This window comes from Streptomyces sp. NPDC030165 (assembly GCF_055573595.1).
This window is the reverse complement of sequence record NZ_JBVIBD010000006.1, coordinates 323,505-345,268: the sequence shown is the minus strand read 5'-3', so window position 1 is coordinate 345,268 and position 21,764 is coordinate 323,505. Positions and strand designations below refer to the sequence as shown.

General features: G+C 71.5%; 19 protein-coding genes. 12 read left to right on the top strand and 7 right to left on the bottom strand.

Features of this window, described 5'->3' with window-relative positions; genetic code table 11:
* The first annotated feature begins 113 nt into the window (after positions 1–113).
* The 4 genes from ACZ4Z1_RS14680 to ACZ4Z1_RS14665 all read left to right on the top strand — a co-directional run bounded on the left by ACZ4Z1_RS14680 (position 114) and on the right by ACZ4Z1_RS14665 (position 5,359).
* Complete coding sequence (locus tag ACZ4Z1_RS14680) at positions 114–1,646, top strand: MFS transporter (protein WP_468486939.1); 1,533 nt, start codon at positions 114–116, stop codon at positions 1,644–1,646.
* A gap of 42 nt (positions 1,647–1,688) precedes the next feature.
* Positions 1,689–3,485 (top strand): DEAD/DEAH box helicase, encoded by a 1,797-nt coding sequence (locus tag ACZ4Z1_RS14675; protein WP_468486938.1) that lies wholly within the window; start codon positions 1,689–1,691, stop codon positions 3,483–3,485.
* A gap of 387 nt (positions 3,486–3,872) precedes the next feature.
* Positions 3,873–4,514: an IclR family transcriptional regulator gene (locus ACZ4Z1_RS14670; RefSeq protein ID WP_468486937.1), complete on the top strand. Its 642-nt coding sequence runs from the start codon at positions 3,873–3,875 to the stop codon at positions 4,512–4,514.
* Positions 4,515–4,579: 65 nt separating this feature from the next.
* Complete coding sequence (locus ACZ4Z1_RS14665; RefSeq protein WP_468486936.1) at positions 4,580–5,359, top strand: S16 family serine protease; 780 nt, start codon at positions 4,580–4,582, stop codon at positions 5,357–5,359.
* A gap of 88 nt (positions 5,360–5,447) precedes the next feature.
* Here ACZ4Z1_RS14665 and ACZ4Z1_RS14660 read toward each other — a convergent pair whose 3' ends face one another.
* From ACZ4Z1_RS14660 to ACZ4Z1_RS14640, 5 genes are read right to left on the bottom strand one after another with little or no spacing between them, the layout of a single operon-like run.
* On the bottom strand, positions 5,448–6,449 hold the full coding sequence (locus ACZ4Z1_RS14660) for a glycine betaine ABC transporter substrate-binding protein (protein WP_468486935.1): 1,002 nt from the start codon (positions 6,447–6,449) through the stop codon (positions 5,448–5,450).
* On the bottom strand, positions 6,449–7,345 hold the full coding sequence (locus ACZ4Z1_RS14655; protein WP_468486934.1) for an ABC transporter permease: 897 nt from the start codon (positions 7,343–7,345) through the stop codon (positions 6,449–6,451). The genes ACZ4Z1_RS14660 and ACZ4Z1_RS14655 overlap by 1 nt, the downstream gene beginning before the upstream one ends.
* Positions 7,342–8,595 (bottom strand): betaine/proline/choline family ABC transporter ATP-binding protein, encoded by a 1,254-nt coding sequence (locus tag ACZ4Z1_RS14650; protein WP_468486933.1) that lies wholly within the window; start codon positions 8,593–8,595, stop codon positions 7,342–7,344. The genes ACZ4Z1_RS14655 and ACZ4Z1_RS14650 overlap by 4 nt, the downstream gene beginning before the upstream one ends.
* The gene (locus ACZ4Z1_RS14645; protein ID WP_468486932.1) at positions 8,588–9,235 is read right to left on the bottom strand and encodes an ABC transporter permease; all 648 of its coding nucleotides are present in this window, start codon (positions 9,233–9,235) and stop codon (positions 8,588–8,590) included. Before ACZ4Z1_RS14645 ends, ACZ4Z1_RS14650 begins: the two co-directional genes overlap by 8 nt.
* A gap of 15 nt (positions 9,236–9,250) precedes the next feature.
* Positions 9,251–9,718 carry an Lrp/AsnC family transcriptional regulator gene (locus ACZ4Z1_RS14640; RefSeq protein ID WP_073761201.1) on the bottom strand — a complete coding sequence of 156 codons (468 nt, stop codon included), beginning with the start codon at positions 9,716–9,718 and terminating at the stop codon, positions 9,251–9,253.
* 129 nt (positions 9,719–9,847) lie between these two features.
* Here ACZ4Z1_RS14640 and hppD point away from each other — a divergent pair, with 129 nt between their 5' ends.
* The 5 genes from hppD (at position 9,848) to ACZ4Z1_RS14615 (ending at position 15,101) form a co-directional block, all read left to right on the top strand.
* A complete protein-coding gene (hppD, locus tag ACZ4Z1_RS14635) occupies positions 9,848–10,993 on the top strand; it encodes a 4-hydroxyphenylpyruvate dioxygenase (RefSeq protein ID WP_468486931.1) in 1,146 nt (381 codons plus the stop codon).
* A 179-nt stretch (positions 10,994–11,172) separates the two neighbouring features.
* A complete protein-coding gene (locus tag ACZ4Z1_RS14630) occupies positions 11,173–12,537 on the top strand; it encodes an FAD-binding oxidoreductase (protein WP_468486930.1) in 1,365 nt (454 codons plus the stop codon).
* A 59-nt stretch (positions 12,538–12,596) separates the two neighbouring features.
* On the top strand, positions 12,597–12,890 hold the full coding sequence (locus tag ACZ4Z1_RS14625; RefSeq protein ID WP_468486929.1) for a ribosomal protein L7/L12: 294 nt from the start codon (positions 12,597–12,599) through the stop codon (positions 12,888–12,890).
* A 161-nt stretch (positions 12,891–13,051) separates the two neighbouring features.
* Positions 13,052–14,521, top strand: a complete 1,470-nt coding sequence (locus ACZ4Z1_RS14620; RefSeq protein ID WP_468486928.1) for a dihydrolipoyl dehydrogenase family protein — start codon at positions 13,052–13,054, stop codon at positions 14,519–14,521.
* Between the two features lie 169 nt (positions 14,522–14,690).
* Positions 14,691–15,101, top strand: a complete 411-nt coding sequence (locus ACZ4Z1_RS14615; protein WP_468486927.1) for a VOC family protein — start codon at positions 14,691–14,693, stop codon at positions 15,099–15,101.
* A gap of 81 nt (positions 15,102–15,182) precedes the next feature.
* Here the strand turns inward: ACZ4Z1_RS14615 and ACZ4Z1_RS14610 are convergent, their stop codons facing one another.
* Positions 15,183–15,659, bottom strand: a complete 477-nt coding sequence (locus ACZ4Z1_RS14610; RefSeq protein ID WP_468486926.1) for an SsgA family sporulation/cell division regulator — start codon at positions 15,657–15,659, stop codon at positions 15,183–15,185.
* Positions 15,660–15,907: 248 nt separating this feature from the next.
* Between ACZ4Z1_RS14610 and ACZ4Z1_RS14605 the strand changes: the two genes are divergently transcribed.
* Together ACZ4Z1_RS14605 and ACZ4Z1_RS14600 are read left to right on the top strand one after the other, a co-directional pair.
* The gene (locus ACZ4Z1_RS14605) at positions 15,908–17,530 is read left to right on the top strand and encodes an RDD family protein (protein ID WP_468486925.1); all 1,623 of its coding nucleotides are present in this window, start codon (positions 15,908–15,910) and stop codon (positions 17,528–17,530) included.
* A 123-nt stretch (positions 17,531–17,653) separates the two neighbouring features.
* Positions 17,654–18,451, top strand: a complete 798-nt coding sequence (locus tag ACZ4Z1_RS14600) for an RDD family protein (protein WP_468486924.1) — start codon at positions 17,654–17,656, stop codon at positions 18,449–18,451.
* Positions 18,452–18,620: 169 nt separating this feature from the next.
* Here ACZ4Z1_RS14600 and ACZ4Z1_RS14595 read toward each other — a convergent pair whose 3' ends face one another.
* Positions 18,621–18,938, bottom strand: a complete 318-nt coding sequence (locus ACZ4Z1_RS14595; RefSeq protein ID WP_468486923.1) for a hypothetical protein — start codon at positions 18,936–18,938, stop codon at positions 18,621–18,623.
* Between the two features lie 399 nt (positions 18,939–19,337).
* Here ACZ4Z1_RS14595 and ACZ4Z1_RS14590 point away from each other — a divergent pair, with 399 nt between their 5' ends.
* Positions 19,338–21,737, top strand: coding sequence for an immune inhibitor A domain-containing protein (locus tag ACZ4Z1_RS14590; RefSeq protein ID WP_468486922.1), 2,400 nt, complete (start codon positions 19,338–19,340; stop codon positions 21,735–21,737).
* The last annotated feature ends 27 nt before the right edge of the window (positions 21,738–21,764 follow it).

Genomic DNA, 21,764 nt, shown 5'->3' with positions numbered 1-21,764 from the left:
GGTGGGGACGGGGGCGGGGGCGGCCGCAGCCCGGCGTCCTAGTCCCGACGGACGACGAGATTCCCACCTTGCGACAGGGGCGCACCGCGCCGACGCCTCTTACGCTGACCTTCATGACTGCCGTGGACCCGCGTGACGCCGCCGAAGTGCCCCCCTCCGCAAGCTCCGTGGACGCGCCGCCCGCCGAAGGCGTCCTCGGCCGTACGTACCGGGCGCTCACCCTCGGCATCATCTCCGTCGTCTCGCTCATCGCCTTCGAGGCGAGTGCGGTGAACACCGCCATGCCTGCCGTCGGCCACGCCCTGGACGGCATCGAGCTGTACGCGTTCGCCTTCTCCGCGTACTTCACGGCGAGCTTGTTCGCGATGGCGTTGTCGGGGGAGTGGTGCGACCGGGGCGGGCTGCTGGCGCCGCTGTTCACCGGTATCGCCACCTTCGGTGCGGGGCTGGTGGTGGCGGGCTCGGCGCAGGAGATGTGGCTGTTCGTGGTGGGGCGCGGGGTGCAGGGGATTGGGGGCGGGCTGGTCATCGTGGCGTTGTACGTGGTGGTGGGGCGCGCTTACCCGGAGGCGTTGCGGCCTGCCGTGCTGGCGGCTTTCTCGGCGGCCTGGGTGCTGCCGGTGATCGTCGGGCCGCTCGTCGCCGGGACGGTCACCGAGCAGCTGGGCTGGCGCTGGGTGTTTCTGTCCATACCCGTCCTCGTCCTGCTGCCGCTGACCGTCATGCTGCCCGCGCTGCGCAAGCTGCCGCCCCGGAGGGGGGACGGGCGGATGGACCGGCGCCGCATCCTGCTCGCCCTGGCGGTGGCCGCGGGTGCCGGGCTTCTTCAGTACGCGGCCCAGCGGCGCGACTGGGGCGCCGTGCTGCCCGCGGCCGCCGGGCTCGCGCTGCTGGCGCCGGCTGTCGTCCGGCTGCTGCCCAGGGGGACGTTCCGGGCCGCCCGCGGTCTGCCGTCCGTCGTGCTGATTCGCGGTCTGGCAGCCGGTTCGCTGCTCGCCGCCGAGAGTTTCATCCCGCTGATGCTCGTCACCGAGCGCGGTCTGTCCACCACGCTGGCCGGGCTCTCGCTGACCGGCGGCGGCCTGACGTGGGCCCTGGGCTCGTACACCCAGAGCCGGCCGCGCCTGGAGCCGTACCGGGAGCGGATCATGGGGATCGGGCTGCTGCTGATGACGGCGGCGATCCTGGCCGTGCCGCTGGTGCTGATCGACGGCGTGCCGGTGTGGACCGTGGCGGTGGCGTGGGTGGTGGCCGGGTTCGGCATCGGGCTGAACATTTCGAGTGGCAGTGTGCTGCTGCTGAAGCTGTCCCGGCCGGAGGACGCGGGCAGCAATTCGGCCTCGCTCCAGGTCTCCGACGCCCTGGGCAACATCACCTTCGTCGGGCTCAGCGGTCTGCTGTTCAGTGCCTTCGGCGGCGCCGCGGTCGACGCGGGCGGCACGCCGGACGTGACCAACGCCGCATCCGGGCAGCCCGCCGCCTTCGCCGCGGTCTTCGTCGCCATGGCGGCGGTCGCCCTCACCGGATCGTGGGTGGCCACGCGGCTCAAGCCCGCCGACGGGGGCCTCGCGCCGGTCCCGTCCGGTGGCGGGAAGACGGCACCGGTGCCCGGCCCGCGAACGCCGTCCGCTCCCGCGGAGCGTTAGGCTGACGCGGTTGCCGATCGCCGAGCCAGCCCGACGGAGACCGTGACTACCACCGCCAGCGCCACCAACAACCACCACCTGTCCCCGGCCTTCCCCGGACGGGCCCCCTGGGGTACCGCGAACAAGCTGCGCGCCTGGCAGCAGTCCGCGATGGACAAGTACATCCAGACGCAGCCGCGCGACTTCCTCGCGGTCGCGACCCCCGGCGCGGGCAAGACCACCTTCGCGCTCACCCTCGCCTCCTGGATGCTGCACCACCACGTCGTGCAGCAGGTGACCGTGGTCGCCCCCACCGAGCACCTGAAGAAGCAGTGGGCGGAGGCCGCCGCCCGGATAGGCATCAAGCTGGACCCGGAGTACAGCGCGGGTCCGCTCGGCAAGGAGTACCACGGCATCGCGATCACGTACGCGGGTGTCGGCGTACGTCCGATGCTGCACCGCAACCGCATCGAGCAGCGCAAGACGCTGGTCATCCTCGACGAGATCCACCACGCCGGCGACTCCAAGTCGTGGGGCGAGGCGTGCCTGGAGGCGTTCGAGCCGGCCACCCGGCGGCTCGCGCTGACCGGTACGCCGTTCCGCTCCGACACCAACCCGATCCCCTTCGTGACGTACGAGGAGGGCAACGACGGCATCCGGCGCAGCGCCGCCGACTACACGTACGGCTACGGCAACGCGCTCGGCGACGGCGTCGTCCGGCCGGTGATCTTCCTGTCGTACAGCGGCAGCATGCGCTGGCGCACCAAGGCCGGTGACGAGATCGCCGCGCGGCTCGGCGAACCGATGACCAAGGACGCCGTCTCCCAGGCCTGGCGTACCGCGCTCGATCCGCGCGGCGACTGGATGCCCAAGGTCCTCAAGGCCGCCGACCAGCGGCTGACCGAGGTCCGCAAGGCGATACCGGACGCCGGCGCGCTGGTGATCGCCTCCGACCAGGAGCAGGCGCGCGCGTACGCCAAGCTGATCCGCGAGATCACCGGCGAGGGCGCGACCCTCGTGCTGTCCGACGACAGCGGCGCCTCGCAGCGCATCGACGACTTCGCGCACTCCGACGACCGGTGGATGGTCGCGGTCCGGATGGTGTCCGAGGGCGTCGACGTACCCCGCCTCGCGGTCGGCGTGTACGCGACGACGATCTCCACCCCGCTGTTCTTCGCGCAGGCGGTGGGCCGCTTCGTACGGTCCCGCAAGCGCGGCGAGACCGCGTCCGTCTTCCTGCCCACCGTGCCCTCGCTGCTGACCTTCGCCAACGAGATGGAGGTCGAGCGCGACCACGTCCTGGACAAGCCGAAGAAGGACGGCGACGAAGATCCGTACGCCGAGTCCGAGAAGGAGATGGACGAGGCCAACAAGCAGCAGGACGAGGACACGGGGGAGCAGGAGCAGTTCTCCTTCGAGGCGCTGGAGTCCGAGGCGGTCTTCGACCGGGTCCTCTACGACGGCGCCGAGTTCGGCATGCAGGCGCACGCGGGCAGCGATGAGGAGCAGGACTACCTCGGCATTCCCGGACTGCTGGAGCCCGATCAGGTGCAGATGCTGCTCCAGAAGCGCCAGGCCCGGCAGATAGCCCACAGCAAGAAGAAGCCGGACTCCGAGGCCGACCTGCTGGAGCTGCCCGCCGAGCGGCGCCCGGTCGTCACGCACAAGGAGCTGCTGGAGCTGCGCAAGCAGCTGAACACCCTGGTCGGGGCGTACGTCCACCAGAGCGGCAAGCCCCACGGCGTGATCCACACCGAGCTGCGCCGGGTGTGCGGCGGCCCGCCGAGCGCGGAGGCCACGGCCGGGCAGCTCAATGAGCGGATCAAGAAGGTACGGGAGTGGGCCACGCGCATGAAGTGATGTCCGCGTGACGGAAGTGACGGCCCGCGGCCCGGACGGTGTTCCGGGGTGCGGGCCGTGTGCGTGCCCCCGCCCGAGCCCGTGTGCGTGCGTACGTCTCCGTACGAGCCCGTGTTGTGACCCAGGCCGAAAGGCCGGAGTCCGCCGCCGACCGGTCACGACCTGCGGATGTTCAGGGACAAAGCGGTCACGGAAGACCGGATTCTGGACGGACTCTTCCGCTCACCGGACTGGCTCGCTACTGTCCCGGTCACGCACACGCCCCGTGGCAGCGCCGCCGCGGAGCGCAGCCGGTGCCATGCGGCCGGCGGCCTCTTTGCGCGCGCTGCCCCGGGACCGGCAGCGCACCCCGCGGACGAGCCGCCACTCACCCGAGGAGGGGGCGTCGTGACCGCGGAGACCTCCCAGACGCTCGACCGAGGACTGCGCGTCCTGAAACTGCTCGCCGACACCGACCACGGCCTGACCGTCACCGAGCTCTCCACCAAGCTGGGGGTCAACCGGACCGTGGTCTACCGCCTGCTCGCCACCCTGGAGCAGCACGCCCTGGTCCGCCGGGACATCGGCGGCCGGGCCCGGGTGGGCCTGGGCGTGCTGCGCCTGGGCCGCCAGGTGCACCCGCTGGTGCGCGAGGCGGCGCTGCCCGCCCTCCGCTCCCTGGCCGAGGACATCGGCGCCACCGCCCACCTGACGCTCGTGGACGGTACGGAAGCGCTGGCGGTGGCCGTCGTCGAGCCGTCCTGGACCGACTACCACGTCGCCTACCGCGCGGGCTTCCGGCATCCGCTGGACCGGGGCGCGGCCGGGCGGGCGATACTCAAGGCCCGCCAGGGGCGCATCGAGGACGCCGGACTGGCCCTGACACACGGCGAGTTGGAGGCGGGCGCGAGCGGCGCGGCGGCCCCGCTGCTCGGGGTGAGCGGCATCGAGGGCAGCGTCGGGGTCGTGATGCTCGCCGACACGGTGCCCGAGCGGGTCGGGCCCCGGGTGGTCGAGGCGGCCCGCGAGGTGTCCGAAGCGCTGCGGTGAGCCGGGCCCACCGGGTGCCGCCCCGTGGTGAGGGGCCGGGGGCGCTGGTCATCTAGGGTGGCGGGGTGTCTTCTCGCACTCGCGCCCTCGGGATCTGCGCCGCCCTGGTCATCGCGCTCCTCGCCACGGTGGCCTTCGCGCCCCTGCCGTTCTCGGTCGCCTTCCCCGGCGACACGGCGGACGTGCTCGGCAAGCACAAGGGCAAACAGGTGATCACGATCAGCGGCGCGCCGACCCGCGGGACCAGCGGCCAGCTGAGGATGGCGGCGATCGTGGCGACCGGCCCCGACGCGCCGGTCCGGCTGCCGGACATCGTCAAGGGCTGGTTCCGTACGGATCAGGCCGTGATGCCGGTCGAGTCGGTCTACCCGGTCGGCGACACGGCGGAGAAGGCCGTGGAGCACAACCTGAAGGACATGCGCTCCTCCCAGGACGTGGCCACCCGCGCCGCCCTGAACTACCTGCACAAGAGCGACAAGGACGTCCAGGTCAAGCTGGACCTGGGCACGATCGGCGGGCCCAGCGCCGGCCTGCTGTTTTCGCTGGGCATCATCGACAAGCTCGCCGGGGACGGCAGGGGCGGCGACCTGACCGGTGGGCGGAAAATCGCCGGTACCGGCACGATCACCGAGGACGGCAAGGTCGGCGCGGTCGGCGGCGTCTCCCTGAAGACGCAGGCCGCGGGACGGGACGGCGCCTCGGTCTTCCTCGTGCCCCAGTCGGAGTGCAAGGACGCGCAGGCAGAGCTGCCGGAGGGGATGCGGCTGATCCCGGTCACCACGCTGTCCGGCACGGTGGACGCGCTCAAGGCGCTGAAGTCCGGCGGCAAGGTCCCCAGCTGCTGAGAGGTCGTACGGAGGTGCCGGCCCCGGGGTCTCGGCAGCTGTCCGCGCCGGCGCGCCTCAGCCGTCGCACCCGAAGCCGGGCGGCCCCTCAGCCCCCGTCCTCGATGAAGCCCTTTTCGACCATCCACTCCTTGGCGACCTCGTGCGGGTCCTGCCCGTCCACGTCCACCTTCGCGTTCAGGCTCTGCGCGACGGCGTTGTCCAGGGCCGCGGTGACCGGGGCGAGAAGGTCCGCGATCTGCGGGTACTTCTTCATCGTCGCCGCGTTCATCTCGGGCGCGGCGTTGTAGTTCGGGAAGAAGTGCCGGTCGTCCTCGAGGGATTTCAGGCCCATCGCCTTGATCCGGCCGTCGGTCGTGTAGACCTCGCCGAAGATGCAGGCCCGGCCCTCCGCCACCTGGGTGTAGACCACGCCGCTGGTCATTTTCCTGATGTTGCCGGGCGGGATCCGCATGCCGTACGCCTTGGCCATGCCCGGCAGGCCGTCGTTACGGGCGGAGAACTCGGCCTCCGCGCACAGCGTGACCGCGCCCGGGTCCTTGCGGGACAGCTCGGCGACGTCCGACAGCGTCTCGACGCCCAGCCGCTCGTACTGCTCGGCGTTGAGCGCCAGCGCGTAGGTGTTGTTCAGCTTCGACTGCGGCAGCCACTCCAGGCCGTTGGCCCGGTCGCCGTCACGTACGGCTTCCCACTGCTTCTGCGGGTCGACGATGGGCTTCTCGTGGCCGAGGTGGGTGATCCAGCCGGTGCCGGTGTACTCGTACATCCCGTCCGCCGTACCGGACTTGACGGCCTCGCGGGCGCCGATCGTGCCCTGGATGTTGGTCTTGTCGACGACCGTGGCGCCGGCCGCCTTGAAGGCCAGGCCCATGATCTGGCCCAGGATGATGTTCTCGGTGAACTCCTTGGAGGTCACGGTCAGTTCGGCGCCCTTCAGGGGCTGCCCCCGGCCGATCGTGCCGGGCCGCACGTCGTCGCTCATCGGGCTGCCGCTGACCAGCCCGCAGCCGCTCAGTCCGGCCGCGCCCAGCAGCAGGCAGGCAGTGGCGGCCGGTACGGTCCGGCGGAGCCGGCGTGGTCCTGCGGTCATCATTCCCCCACCTCCAGCCCCCGCGGGCGCAGCAGCAGTTCCACGAGCGACGCCAGCCAGTCGACCAGCAGCGCCAGCACCACCGTCAGGACGGAACCGAGCACCAGCACCGGCATCCGCTGGGTGATGATGCCCGCCGAGATCAGGTCGCCGAGCCCGCCGCCACCGCCGAAGGTGGCCAGGGTGGCGGTGCCGACGTTCAGGACGAGCGCGTTGCGCACACCCGCCAGGATCAGCGGTACGGCCAGCGGCAGTTCGACCTTGCCCAGCACCCCGACGGCCGACATGCCGATGCCGCGGGCGGCCTCGGTCAGCGTCGGGTCGATGGCCTTCAGGCCCGCGATGGTGTTGGCCAGCACCGGCAGGACGGCGTAGATGACCATGCCGATGACAGCGGCCTCGGGGCCGATGCCGATCCAGGCGACCAGCAGCACCAGCAGGCCCAGGGCGGGTACCGCCTGCCCGAGGTTGGCCGCCGCCACGGCGAACGGCGAGGCCCGCCGCAGCCTGGCGCGGGTCAGCGCGATGCCCAGCGGCAGCGCGATGATCAGGACGAAGAAGGTCGAGACGGCGGTCAGCTGGAGGTGCTGGCGCAGTGCCAGCCACACCTTGCCGTCGTCCACCGCCTGGTGGGCGATCGAGTCCAGCCGGGCGCCCCGGAACCACAGCCACGTGGCGAGCAGCACCGCCGCCAGCATGACCGGCACCGCGACCGTCTTCCTCCAGGTGATCCGGCGCGGCGGCCGGGTGGCGGGCGCGGCGGGCGCCGGTTCCGCCGTCAGCACCGGCCTGCGCTCCGCGGCCGCCGCCTCGTCGCGGAACGGCACTCCGCGTACCTCGTGCTCGCCCGCCGGCCGCTCGCCCTTCGGCGGCCGGCGCCGGTCCCGGGGGCTCACGCCTTGACCCCGTGCGCGCCGCCCGCCGGATCCACGCCCTCCTGGGCCAGCCGCGTCTGGCGTGCGCGCTGCTCCTCCAGCTCGTGCCGGTGCTCGACGGCGTCCAGCCGGTCCGCCTCCAGCAGTTCGTGGACGTTGTTCATCAGCGTCTCCATGTCGACCACACCGATGTACTCGCCGCGCCGCCCGGTGACGGCGACCCGGCCCGCGTTGTCGGTGAGCACCGCCTCCAGCGCGTCGCGCAGTGTCGCGTCGCGGGTGACCGTGTCGTGTACGAGCGTGCCCGCGCGGGCCAGCGAGCCCTTGGCGCGCATCAGGTCGCCGCGCCGCAGCCACTTGTACGGGCGCCGGTGCCGGTCCAGCAGCAGGATCTCGTTGGTGGTGCCGGAGCGCAGCAGGTCGAAGATGGACTGCAGCGGGTCGTCCATGGACGCGGTGGGGAAGTCGACGACGCCGACGTCCCGTACGCGGGTGAGGTTGAGGCGCTTGAGGGCCGCGCCCGCCCCCACGAAGCCGGAGACGAAGTCGTCGGCGGGGTTGGTGAGGATGGCCTCGGGGGTGTCGAACTGCGCGATGTGCGATCTTTCGCGCAGCACCGCGATGCGGTCGCCCAGCTTGATCGCCTCGTCGAAGTCGTGGGTGACGAAGACGATCGTCTTGCGCAGTTCGTGCTGGAGCCGGATCAGCTCGTCCTGGAGGTGGTCGCGGGTGATCGGGTCGACCGCGCCGAACGGCTCGTCCATGAGCAGCACGGGCGGGTCGGCGGCCAGCGCCCGCGCCACGCCGACCCGCTGCTGCTGCCCGCCGGACAGCTGCCGCGGGTAGCGGCCGTGGAACTCGCGCGGGTCCAGGCCGACGAGGTCGAGCATCTCCTCGACGCGGCTGCTGACCTTCGCCTTCGGCCAGCCGGTCATCTTCGGGACCAGGGCGATGTTCTGGGCGACGGTCATGTGCGGGAACAGGCCGGACGACTGGATGGCGTAACCGACCTTGCGGCGCAGCCTGACCGGGTCGATGCCGGTGACGTCCTCGTCACCGATCATGATCCGCCCGGAGGTGGGCTCGATCAGCCGGTTGATCATCTTCAGGGTGGTGGACTTGCCGCACCCCGAGGGCCCGACGAGGATCACCGTCTCGCCCGGTTTGATGTCCATGCTGACGTCGTCGACCGCGGGCGTGGGGTTGCCCGGGTACCGCTTGGTCAGGTGCTCCAGCGCGATGCCGGCGCCGGATGCGGTGGTCTCAGGCACGGATCCCCCTGGGAATGGTCAGACGTCCGATCAGGACGTACGCGGCGTCGAAGAGCAGGGCGAGGACGACGATGCCGAGCGTTCCGGACAGCACCTGGTTGAGCGCGTTGGCGCTGCCCAGGGAGGCGATGCCGCGGAAGATCTCGTTGCCCAGGCCGGGCCCGGAGGCGTACGCGGCGATGGCCGCGATGCCCATCAGCATCTGGGTCGATACCCGGATGCCGGTCAGGATCGGCGGCCAGGCCAGCGGCAGTTCCACCCGCAGTAGCCGGGCCGTACGGGACATCCCGATGCCCTTGGCGGCGTCGATCAGCGAGGGGTCCACGCCGCGCAGGCCGACGACGGCGTTGCGGACGACCGGCAGCAGCCCGTACAGGGTCAGGGCGATGACGGTGGGCGCCACGCCGAGGCCGACGATCGGCACCAGCAGGCCGATCAGGGCCAGTGAGGGCACCGTCAGGATGGTCGCGGTCGTGGCGGTGGCCAGGTTCCCGGCCCACTCACTGCGGTACGTCGCGACGCCGAGCAGCACTCCGAGCACGGTGGCGAGCACCATGCACTGGAAGACGGCGCTGGCGTGCTGAAACGTATCCGTCAGCAGCTGGGTGTGCCGGTTGCCGACGTACTCCCAGAAGCTCACACGCGCTCTCCTCGGTCAGTCCCCCGAAGCTTGTTTGACCAGGGGGATGATGCGCAACGGAACGGGATTTTCCATGACAATCGCGGTGGAAGCCCGCATGATGCCATCGAAACCCACAACACGGTCGATCACCCGTTGCAGATCGGCGTTGGAACGGGCCACCAGTCTGCACAGCATGTCCCCATGTCCCGTCGTTGTATGCAGCTCCAGCACTTCCGGCACGGACGCCAAGTGGGCCCGTACGTCGGCCCCTTGGCCCTGTTTGATCTCCAATGTCGCGAACGCGGTGACCGGGTAGCCCAGCGCCGCGGGGTCCACGTCAGGACCGAACCCCCGGATCACTCCGTTCGACTGAAGCCGGTCCAGACGCGCCTGCGCCGTGCCGCGCGCCACCCCGAGCCGGCGCGACGCCTCCAGTACGCCGATGCGCGGTTCCTCGGCGAGCAGCTCCAAGAGCCTGCCGTCCAAATGATCGATCGCCACGGCCGTTGCCTCCGAAATTGATGGTCATCGTGTACGAATCGTCCGGTGAATTACGCGGTTCGCTGTACAGGATGCCCAGTGAACGCGCAAACTATTGCGCACCTTGTGCGCCAGGGGGAGTCTGCGGGCATGACACAGACCACGGACCACACCACCCCCACCAGTGCTCGGCAGGCCGATCCCTTCCCGGTCAAGGGGATGGACGCGGTCGTCTTCGCCGTCGGCAACGCCAAGCAGGCAGCGCACTACTACGCCACCGCCTTCGGCATGAAGCGCGTCGCCTACCGCGGACCGGAGAACGGCAGCCGCGAGACCGCCAGTTACGTGCTCGAATCCGGCGGCGCCCGTTTCGTGTTCACCTCCGTCATCAAGCCGGCCACCGACTGGGGCCGCTTCCTGGCCGACCACGTCGCCGCCCACGGCGACGGTGTCATCGACCTCGCCATAGAGGTGCCGGACGCGCGCGCCGCCTACGCGTACGCCCTGGAGCACGGCGCCACCGGCATCGAGGAGCCGTACGAGACCAAGGACGAGCACGGCGTCGTCGTCCGCGCCTCCATCGCCACGTACGGCAAGACCCGCCACACCCTGGTCGAGCGCACCGATTACGACGGCCCCTACCTGCCCGGCTATGTCGCCGCCGACCCCATCGTCGAGCCCGGAAAGCGCCGCTTCCAGGCCATCGACCACTGCGTCGGCAACGTCGAGCTCGGCAAGATGGACGAGTGGGTCTCCTTCTACAACAACGTCATGGGCTTCACGAACATGAAGGAGTTCGTCGGCTCGGACATCGCCACCGAGTACAGCGCCCTGATGTCGAAAGTGGTCGCGGACGGCACCCGCAAGGTGAAGTTCCCGCTCAACGAGCCGGCCATCGCCAAGAAGAAGTCGCAGATCGACGAGTACCTGGAGTTCTACGGCGGGCCCGGCTGCCAGCACATCGCGCTGGCCACCAACGACATCGTGGCGAGCGTACGGGCCATGCGCGCGGCGGGCGTCGAATTCCTCGACACGCCGGACTCTTACTACGACACCCTCGGCGAGTGGGCGGGCGAGACCCGCGTCCCGGTCGAGACGCTGCGCGAGCTGAAGATCCTCGTCGACCGCGACGAGGACGGCTACCTGCTACAGATCTTCACCAAGCCCGTCCAGGACCGCCCCACCGTCTTCTTCGAACTGATCGAGCGGCACGGCTCGCTGGGCTTCGGCAAGGGCAACTTCAAGGCCCTCTTCGAGGCCATCGAGCGGGAGCAGGAACGCCGCGGCAACCTCTGACATCCGGCCTCCGCCCGGGTGCCCCTCGGACGCCACCCCCCACCCCCGCGGCCCCGCCGGACCTGACCCGGCGGGGCCGTGGCCCTTCCCGCGGGGAGCGGCGCTCCCGCACCCGGGACCGCCACCCGGGTGCGGGAGAGGATCTTCCGTGTACGGCCCACGGATGGGAGGCTGACGGCATGGACCTCATCGCACGCCTGCGCGACGCCCTGCCCGCGGAAGCGATCCTCACCGACCCCGACGTCACCGGCGCCTACGCCCACGACATGGCGAGCTTCTGCGAGGCCGGCACGCCCGCCGTCGTCGTCCTGCCGCGTACGGCCGAGCAGGTCCAGCACGTGATGCGCACCGCCACCGCGCTGCGCGTACCGGTCGTCCCCCAGGGCGCCCGCACCGGCCTGTCGGGCGCCGCCAACGCCTGCGACGGCTGCATCGTGCTCTCCCTGGTCAAGATGGACCGGATCATCGAGATCAACCCCGTCGACCGGATCGCCGTCGTCGAGCCCGGCGTGGTCAACGCGGTCCTCTCCCGCGCCGTCAACGAGCACGGCCTCTACTACCCGCCGGACCCCTCCAGCTGGGAGGAGTGCTCCATCGGCGGCAACATCGGCACCGCCTCCGGCGGCCTGTGCTGCGTCAAGTACGGCGTCACCGCCGAGTACGTCCTCGGCCTGGACGTCGTCCTCGCCGACGGCCGGCTGCTCAAGACCGGCCGCCGCACCGCCAAGGGCGTCGCGGGCTACGACCTCACCCGCCTGTTCGTCGGCTCCGAGGGCAGCCTCGGCATCGTCGTACGCGCCGTTCTCGCCCTCAAGCCCGAGCCGCCCCAGCAGCTCGCCCTGGCCGCGGAGTTCCCCTCCACCGCAGCCGCCTGCGACGCCATCTGCGAGATCATGGCGCGCGGCCACTCCCCCTCGCTGCTCGAACTCATGGACCGTACGAGCATCCGCGCCGTCAACGCGATGGCGAACATGGGCCTGCCCGACAGCACCGAAGCGCTCCTCCTGGCCGCCTTCGACACCCCCGAACCGGCCGCCGACCTCGCCGCCGTCGGCGAACTGTGCAAGGCCGCCGGCGCCACCGAGGTCGTACCGGCCGACACTCCGGCCGAGTCCGACCTCCTCCTCCAGGCGCGGCGGCTGACCCTCACCGCCCTGGAACGCGTCAAGTCCGCCACGATGATCGACGACGTGTGCGTACCGCGCTCGAAGCTCGCCGCCATGCTCGACGGCACCGCCGCCATCGCCGAGAAGTACGGCCTGGTCATCGGCGTCTGCGCACACGCGGGCGACGGCAACACCCACCCCACCGTCTGCTTCGACGCCAACGACCCCGACGAGTCCCGGCGCGCCCGCGAATCCTTCGACGAGATCATGGCGCTCGGCCTGGAACTGGGCGGCACGATCACCGGCGAACACGGCGTCGGTGTCCTGAAGAAGGAGTGGCTGGCCCGCGAGCTGGGCCCGGTCGGCCTGGAGATGCACCGCGGCATCAAGGCCGTCTTCGACCCGCTGGGGCTGCTCAACCCCGGAAAGGTCTTCTGAGAGAGCCCGCGCCGGGGTACGGACCCGGGCTGTGACCGGCGTCTTCTAAGGTCAACGCCATGAACTCCGAACTCTGGACGGCCATCGCGGCCGCCGTCGTCGTCATCGTCGTGCTCACCTCCTCCGCGGACGTGCGCCACAAGAACCTCGACCGCCGGCTCCGGCGCATGGACCGCAAGCTGGACCTGATCATGGAACACCTCGGTATCGAGGAGACCGGCCCCGAGGGCATGGCCGAGATCGACGCGCTGCTGCACAAGGGCCGCAAGATCGAGGCGATCAAGCGCTACCGGGAACTGACCGGCGCCGACCTCAAGGAGGCCAAGGACGCCGTGGAACGCCGCGCGTCCTGAGAACCCGGCCCGTACGGCGAACCCGCGAACCGTACAGCCGGCCCGCGAACCGTACGGCTGCCGCGCCGGCCCGCGAATGCCCCGATACATGTGGCCGGGCCGGGCTCCCGCGACGAGGATGGAGCCGATTGCCGCGACGCCGACGCAGGGAGCGATGAGCGATGCCAGCCACCACAGGGGCCGAAGAGCCCGCGGGCCGGGACACGTACGACGTCGTCGTGCTGGGCGCCGGGCCCACCGGCGAGAACGTGGCCGACCGGGCCCACGCCCTCGGCCTGAGCGTGGTGATCGTGGAGAGTGAACTGGTCGGCGGCGAGTGCTCGTACTGGGCCTGCATGCCCAGCAAGGCGCTGCTGCGCCCGGTCACCGCCCGCGCCGACGCACGCCGCGTCCCCGGCCTGCACCAGGCGGCGTCCGCGCCGCTGGACACCAAGGCGGTGCTCGCCCACCGCGACGCGTTCGCGTCCCACTGGAAGGACGACGGCCAGGTCCGGTGGCTGGACTCGGCCGGCATCGACTTCGTCCGCGGCCGGGCCCGCCTCGACGGCCCCCGGCGGGTGGTGGTCGCCACCGGCACCGACGGCGGCGGGGAACGCGTCCTCACCGCCCGGCACGCCGTCGCCGTCTGCACCGGCAGCCGCGCCGTACTCCCGGACCTCCCCGGCCTGGCCGCCGCCCGCCCCTGGACCAGCCGCGAGGCGACCAGCGCGCAGTCCGTACCGCCGCGCCTGGTGGTGGTCGGCGGTGGAGTCGTCGGCGTCGAAATGGCCACCGCCTGGCAGGCGCTGGGCTCCGCCGTGACCCTCCTGGTGCGCGGCGGCGGGCTGCTGCCCAAGATGGAGCCGTTCGCGGGCGAACTGGTCGCCGAATCCCTGGCCGCGGCAGGCGCCACCGTGCGCACCGGAGTCTCGGTGAGCGCGGTGCGCCGGGAGATGCCCAACGGACCCGCCACCGTCGTGCTCGACAGCGACGAGGAGATCGTCGCCGACGAGGTCCTGTTCGCCACCGGACGCGCGCCGCGCACCGACGGCATCGGCCTGGAGACGGTCGGCCTGGAACCCGGCTCCTGGCTGGAGACCGACGACACCTGCCGGGTACGGGACGTGGCGGGCGGCTGGCTGTACGCCGTCGGCGACGTCAACCACCGCGCGCTCCTGACCCACCAGGGCAAGTACCAGGCCCGCATCGTCGGCGCCGCCATCGCCGCACAGGCCCGGGGCACCACGGACCTGGACACCGGCCGCTGGGGCGCACACGCCGCGACCGCCGACACCGCCGCCGTACCCCAGGTCGTGTTCACCGACCCCGAGGTGGCCTCCGTCGGCCTGACCGCCGCCGAGGCCGAACGCGCAGGCCACCGCACCCGCGTCGTCGACTTCGACCTCGGCTCGGTCGCGGGCGCCGGCCTGTACGCCGACGGCTACCGCGGCCGCGCCCGCATGATCGTCGACCTGGACCGCGAGACCCTCCTCGGCGTCACCTTCGCCGGCCCCGCGGTCGGCGAACTCCTCCACTCGGCGACCGTCGCGGTGGCCGGCGAAGTCCCCCTCGCCCGCCTGTGGCACGCGGTGCCCGCCTATCCGACGATCAGCGAGGTGTGGCTGCGGCTGCTGGAGACCTATCGGGGCTGAGGGCGTATCGGGACTGAGAACGTGCCGGGGACGAGGACGTCGGTCCGGGGATGCCCGGACCGGCGACGTAGGTCGGAATCCCGATACCCGGGCGCGGTGTGCCGCCGTACGGTCAGGAGTGCCCGGGCTCGACGGACCTGGACACCCCGACCTTCGCAGGAGGCACACCGTGTCCGTGCAACTCGACCACACCATCATCCACGCCACCGACAAGTTCGCCTCCGCACGCTTCCTCGCGGAGCTGGCCGGCCTGGAGGAGCCGACGGCGTTCGGTCCGTTCGCCGCCGTGCCGACCGCGAACGGCCTGACCATCGACTACGCCGAGCACGTCGTCGAGCCGGACGCGATCGTGCCGCAGCACCTCGCGTTCCGGGTCTCCGAGGAGGAGTTCGACGCGATCCTCGCCCGTATCCAGGAGCGCGAACTGCCGTACTGGGCGGACCCGTACCGCCGGCAGCCGCAGGAGATCAACCACCTGGCGGGCGGCCGCGGGGTCTACGTCAGCGACCCGGACGGCCACGCCATCGAGTTCCTCACCCGCAGCCACAGCCTGGCCGACCTCGGTACCGCCGCGTCCTGACCCTGGTAACAGGCCCTCCCGGCCCCGTACGCCCGGGGCCGGACCGGCCGGCCGCAACCGGTCCGTGCGCCGTCCCACCCGCTACGCCCCGGTCTCCGGCGACTCGTCCGACGGCCACGGGTCGGACAGCCACAGGTCGTCCCGCGGCGTCATCGCCAGCAGTGCGCTCAGCCCTTTGTCCAGCCCCAGATGCTCCTGCTCCGACCCCGGCGGCACGACGCGCAGCGTGCGCTCCAGCCACGCCGAGACCGCCGCGGCCGGCGCCTCCAGCAGCGCGTCGCCGTCCGGGGAACTGAGCGCCATGCAGACCAGGCTGCGCCCCTCCACCTTCGTGGGCCACACCCGCACGTCACCGTGACCGCACGGGCGGAACACCCCCTCGACGAGCAGTTCGCGGGCGAACGTCCAGTTGACGGGGGCGTCCGAGCCGACGTGGAAGGTGACGTGGACGGCGTACGGGTCGTCCGTGCGATAGGTCAGCCGGGCCGGGACGGGGATGCTGCGCTCCGGCGACAGGACCAGACCCAGCTCCAGCTCTCGTTCCACCACGGTGTGCATACGGTCCGCCTCTCTTTCGGTACCTCCTGCGGACCCCTGTGACCGGGCCCGCACCTCTTTAGAGGCCCCGGTGCCCGGACCATTACGCGACTTCGCACAACTTTTTTCGCGGGCCTCTTCCAGGTGGTCCCGCCCGGCCGGGACACCCGGCCCGACCCTCCGTCTGATAGATGTGGACGCTGCGTTGCGGCAGACTGCACATGCCCCACCCACCACACCAGGCCGAGAACAGATACGGGACTTCGGACATGAGCGCCCCTTCCTCAGGATCCGCCGGCGGCAGCCCCACGCCAGGCTTCTACCCGGACCCGTCCATCCCCGGCTACATCCGGTACTGGAACGGTGCCGCGTGGGTGCCGGGCACCAGCCGCCCCGCTCCCGCCGAAGGCGAGGCGCTGCCCGCGCCGCCGCCCGGCGCCGCCCGGACCCCCGCGCCCGCACCGGCCCCCACTCCCGCCGTGGAGGAGACCGGCCCGGTCTTCCTCGACGAGGAGGAGGAGCACGGCCGGCTGACCGACGCGGGCGGCCCCTCCGGTGCGGGCGCGCCCGCCTCCGCCTGGCAGGCCGACACCGCCCGGCAGAGCGGCTTCGGCGGCGAGCAGGACCGCCGGATCGCCTGGGGCTCACCCGAGGAGCAGCGGGCCGGCCTGCCGCAGCAGCGCGAGGAGGCCGCCCCTGCCGGTGCGCCGGCGACCGGCGATGAGCCCCCGCGGTCCGAAGGCACGGTCACCATCCGGGCCGTACGGGACGAAGGGGGCGCGCGCGGCGATCGCAGTACGACCACGATGCGCGCCGTACGCCCCGGCCAGAACCCGGGCGGCAACGCGGCCGGCAAGAGCGACACGATGGCGATCCGGGTGGCGCAGCAGGCCGGCGGCGCCCCGGCGTCGCCGCTGCCCGGCGCCACGGCCCCGCAGCCGCTGCCGTCCACCGGCGCGCAGCAGCCGGCGGCGGGCCCAGGCCCGCAGCAGGCCGCCGCGCAGCCCGGCCCCGGGGCCCAGGGGCCGACCGCCCAGGGACCGGCCCAGCAGGCCCCGCAGGGGCCCGTACAGCCGCAGCCCGGGCCGGGTCCCGTCGCGCCGCCGGTGCAGCACCAGCCGTTCCCGACACAGCAGCCCCAGGCGCCGCAGCAGTCTCCGGTGCCGCACGCTTCGGCTCCGCACGTTCCCGCCCACCAGGCTCCGCCCCAGCCCGCCCCGGGCCCCACCGCCGGACCGGTCCCCGCCCCCGCTCCCGGCCCGCAGGCACCCGCCCCGGCCCCCGCGCCCGGTCCCCAGCCCGCCCCCTTCTCCGGCTTCCCGCCGCAGCAGGACGGCGGCGCGGCCGAGGGCGTCGTCCCCTGGAAGCCGCCGACCTCCGACCCGTTCCTCGCCGCCGCGCAGGAACAGGGCCGTCCCGCCTCCCTGGGCCGCCGGTTCGCCGCGCGCCTGATCGACACGCTGGCCCTCGCCGTGATCACCGGCGCCGCCGCCGTACCGCTGTGGGGCCCGGCCGTCGACCACATCGACGCCAAGGTGGAGGCCGCCAAGCAGTCCGGGCGGGAGGTCACCGTCTACCTGCTGGACGGCACGACCGGCCCCTACCTGGCCATCGTGCTCGCCGTGCTGCTCATCGGCGGCGGCCTGTACGAGGTGCTGCCCACCGCCAAGTGGGGCCACACGCTCGGCAAGAAGCTGTGCGGCGTCAAGGTGCTGGACATCGAGAGCCACGACACCCCGCCGATGTCCGCCGTCGTCAAGCGGTGGCTGGTGTACGGCGTGCTCGGCGTCCTGGTGGTCGGCGTCGTCAACGCCGTGTGGTGCCTGTTCGACCGGCCGTGGCGGCAGTGCTGGCACGACAAGATCGCCCGTACTTTCGTCGCCGAGAAATAGACCGGGAAGCAGACCGGGAAGCGGGCCGGCAAGCAGACCGGGAAGCAGGGTGCCCGTCCGGCCGCGTCACCCGGCCGGACCTCGCCGGATGCGGCGGCGGGCGGCCCGGGTTCGACTCGGGCCATGAGCACCGACCAGCCCAGGCCCGGCTCCGGAGGCGAACCGCCGGAGGAAGACCCGTTCCTGAAGAAGCCGCAGGAACCGCCGTCGGGCGGCTCTCCGTACCGGAACGAGCCGGCCGGTGGCTCTCCGTACGGTTCCCCGCCGTCGGGCGGCTCCCCGTACGACCGGCCCGCCAACTCCACCCCGTACGGCGAACAGCCCCCCGGCGGGGACCCGTACGGCGGCGGTGCCCCGCCATCCGGCAGCGCCCCGCCGCCCGGCGGGATGCCGCCGCCTCCGTACGGCGGTGACCCGTACGGGGGCAATCCGTACGGCGGCCAGTACGGCGCCGCCGACCCGCTGGCCGGCATGCCGCCGCTGGCCGGCCGCGGCCGCCGCCTGGTCGCCCGCATCATCGACTGGATCATCATCTGCGTACCGGTCGGCCTGATCATGAGCGCCATCGTCGGCGGCTTCGACTACTGGACGACCGACGGCACCGACACCGGACGCCAGGCGTCCGTCTCCCTCGTGACGATGCTGGTCTACCTCGTCTACGAGGGCCTGATGCTCACCAGCCGCGGCCAGACCGTCGGCAAGATGGCGATGAAGATCCGGGTGGGAATGCTGGAGGACGGCTCGGTACCGGCCGGGCAGGCGGGCTGGGTGCGGGCGGCGGTCTACACGCTGCCGGAGATCGTGCCGTGCTGCGGCTTCATCTTCTGGCTCGTCAACGTGCTGTGGTGCACATGGGACAAGCCGTACCAGCAGTGCCTGCACGACAAGACGGCCAAGACGGTGGTGGTCTCCACGGCCTGACACCGGACGCCGAGGGCGCCCGCCCCCTAGAAGGGACCGCGCGCCCCGGCTCTTCCCGGCTCCTGGCGTCCCCTCCTGGCGGCTTCGGCGCGTCAACCGGCGGTCGGCGCACCCCTCTTCCGAGCGGTGCCCGGCCGCCTACGCGCGTCCACCAGCCACGGACGGGCGACTAACTGGAGTGCTCGCTGACGCGGGCCTCAGAGGAGACGCCCGCGGGGGTGCGTTGGCGCGGCAGGCGCGGGGCCGCCGGGCCGGTGGCGGCGGGCACCCGCGCGCCCGGGCGGCGGGCCGTTCGGCGGCGCGCCACATGAGAAACCCCCGGCAGCGGCGCCGTGAGGGCGACCAGCAGGCCGAGGGCCAGGGCTGCGACGGCGATGACCGCGATTCCGACCCCGGTCCGCGTCTGCGAGAGCAGTAACAGCGCGAGGGTCGAGAAGACGACGGTGGCCGATCCGTAGGCGAGCTGTGCGGCAGTCGGACGAGGCATGGCGGATCCGTCCTCGGGAGGTCGGCAGGGGTGTGGTCGACAGGGGCGCGCCGTCAAACGACTCTACGGTCCTTACTGCCCGAGCGGAACTGGCGGTAAGCGTGACCTAACCCACGGTTCCGAGGCATAGGGGGCGCACGGATTCATCCCGGGTTTGAACGGGCCCGTTCGAGGCGCCCGTTGGAGTGTGCGGAGCACGCTGCGGGGGAGCCGCCGGGGGAGTGCGCATACGTACAGGAACTACGCACCCTGACATGCCCGGCGCTGTCCGATACCCGCATTCCGAGGGTCGAAAACCGTACTTCTCTGTCGTGCCCAAGTCAAGATCTGTCTTTTCCCTCCCCCTTCCGGTCAAATGCTGGCATCCAGTGACTGTTTCCAAGGGGAGGAATGCGCCAAGTGAGAGCCAAGAGACGGGCGTTCAGACCGGCCGCCCTGGCCACGGCCGCCGCCGCGATCGGGGCGGCCACCCTGTCTTCCGGCGCGCCGGCGCAGGCCGACGACGGCCCCCGGCCGCTCGCCGTCCAGCGACAGGACCCGGGCGCCGCCGCCAAGCAGGCCGTCGACCACGACCTCAAGGGCCCGTTCAGCGACCAGCAGGCGGCGCAGCGCAAGGAAGCGCTCCAGCAGGTCATCTCCGGCGACGCCAAGCCCACCCGGCACGGCGCCTCCCAGATCGTCAAACTCGACCGCGGCAAGTACGTCGAACTCGCCCGCGAGAAGACCGACAAGATCTTCACCATCCTGGTCGAGTTCGGCGACAAGGTCGACGACACCACGATGTACGACCCCGACGGCGACGGCCCCAAGCCCCCGGTGAAGAAGTACGGCGGCAAGCCGGGCCCCGCGCACAACACCATCGCCCGGCCCGACCGCCGCAACGACAACTCCACCGCCTGGCAGAAGGACTACGACCGGCAGCACTTCCAGGACCTCTACTTCTCCCACGACAAGAAGAAGGAATCCCTGGCCAAGTACTACGAGAAGCAGTCCTCGGGCCGCTACTCCGTCGACGGCGAAGTCTCCGACTGGGTCAAGGTCGACTGGAACGAAGCCCGGTACGGCTCCAACTTCTGCGGCTCCACCAACTGCGCCAGCGCCTGGGACCTGATACGCGACGGCGTCAACCGCTGGGCCGAGGACCAGAAGGCCAAGGGCCGCACCGACGCCCAGATCAAGGCCGACCTCGCCAAGTACGACCAGTGGGACCGCTACGACCACGACGGCGACGGCAACTTCAACGAACCCGACGGCTACATCGACCACTTCCAGATCGTGCACGCCGGCGAGGACGAGTCCGCGGGCGGCGGCGCCCAGGGCACCGACGCCATCTGGGCGCACCGCTGGTACGCGTACGGCAGCGACTCCGGCCGCACCGGCCCGGCCGGCAACAAGGCCGGCGGCACCCAGATCGGCGGCACCGGCATCTGGGTCGGCGACTACACCATGCAGCCCGAGAACGGTGGCCTCGGCGTCTTCGCCCACGAGTACGGCCACGACCTCGGCCTGCCCGACGAGTACGACACCACCGGCACCGGCGAATCCTCCGTCGACTCCTGGTCGTTGATGTCCGGCGGCTCCTGGCTCGGCACCGGCAAGGACTCCATAGGCGACCTCCCCGGCGACATGAGCGCCTGGGACAAGCTCCAGCTCGGCTGGCTGAACTACGCCAAGGCCAAGGCGGCCACCAAATCCACCCACAAGCTGGGCGTGGCCGAGTACAACACCAAGAACAAGCAGGCCCTGGTCGTCGAACTGCCCGCCAAGACGGTCCGCACCGACATCGTCAAGCCCGCCGAAGGCGCCCAGCAGTGGTGGAGCGGCATGGGCAACGACCTGAAGAACACCCTGTCCCGCTCCGTGGACCTCACCGGCAAGAAGAAGGCCGCCCTGACCCTCAAGGGCTGGTGGGACATCGAGCAGAACTACGACTTCGCCTACGCCGAGGTCTCCACCGACGGCGGCGCCAACTACACGCCGCTGGAAGGCACCGCCGACGGCAAGCCGATCACCCGCGACGGCGGCGACAAGCCCGCCCTGACCGGCACGTCGGGCACCTACAAGGACCTGGTCTTCCCGCTCGACGCGTACGCCGGCAAGAAGATCGACCTGCGCTTCCGCTACCAGACCGACGGCGGCGCCGCCCAGAAGGGCTTCGCCGCGGACGCGATCTCGGTGACCGCCGACGGCAAGCCGCTGTTCACGGACGGCGCCGAGGCCGGTGACAACGGCTGGACCGCCAAGGGCTTCTCGCGCATCGGCGCGTCCTTCACCAAGGACTACCCGCGCTACTACATCGCGGAGAACCGCCAGTACGTCTCGTACGACAAGACCCTCAAGACCGGCCCGTACAACTTCGGCTGGGCCTCCACCCGCCCCCAGTGGGTCGAGCACTTCCCGTACCAGAACGGCGTCCTGATCTGGCTGTGGGACACCTCGCAGCCCGACAACAACGTCGGCCAGCACCCGGGCCACGGCCAGATCCTGCCGGTCGACGCCCACCCGAAGGCCGAGAAGTGGTCGGACGGCAAGCTGATGCGCAACCGCTTCCAGTCCTACGACTCGACCTTCACCCGGCACCGCACGGATGCGCTCACGCTGCACAAGGACGGCAAGATCACCAAGATCAAGTCGAAGCCCGGCGTGACCGTCTTCGACGACCGCAAGGGCGACTACTACGACGAGGCCAACCCGACCGGCGGCGTGATCGTTGCTGACACCAACACCCGGATCAAGATCCTCAACGAGTCCTGGAACGGCTCCACGGTGACCCTCCAGGTGGGACCCTCCACCAAGTAACCAGCAAAACCGCAGGTCACAGCCCAA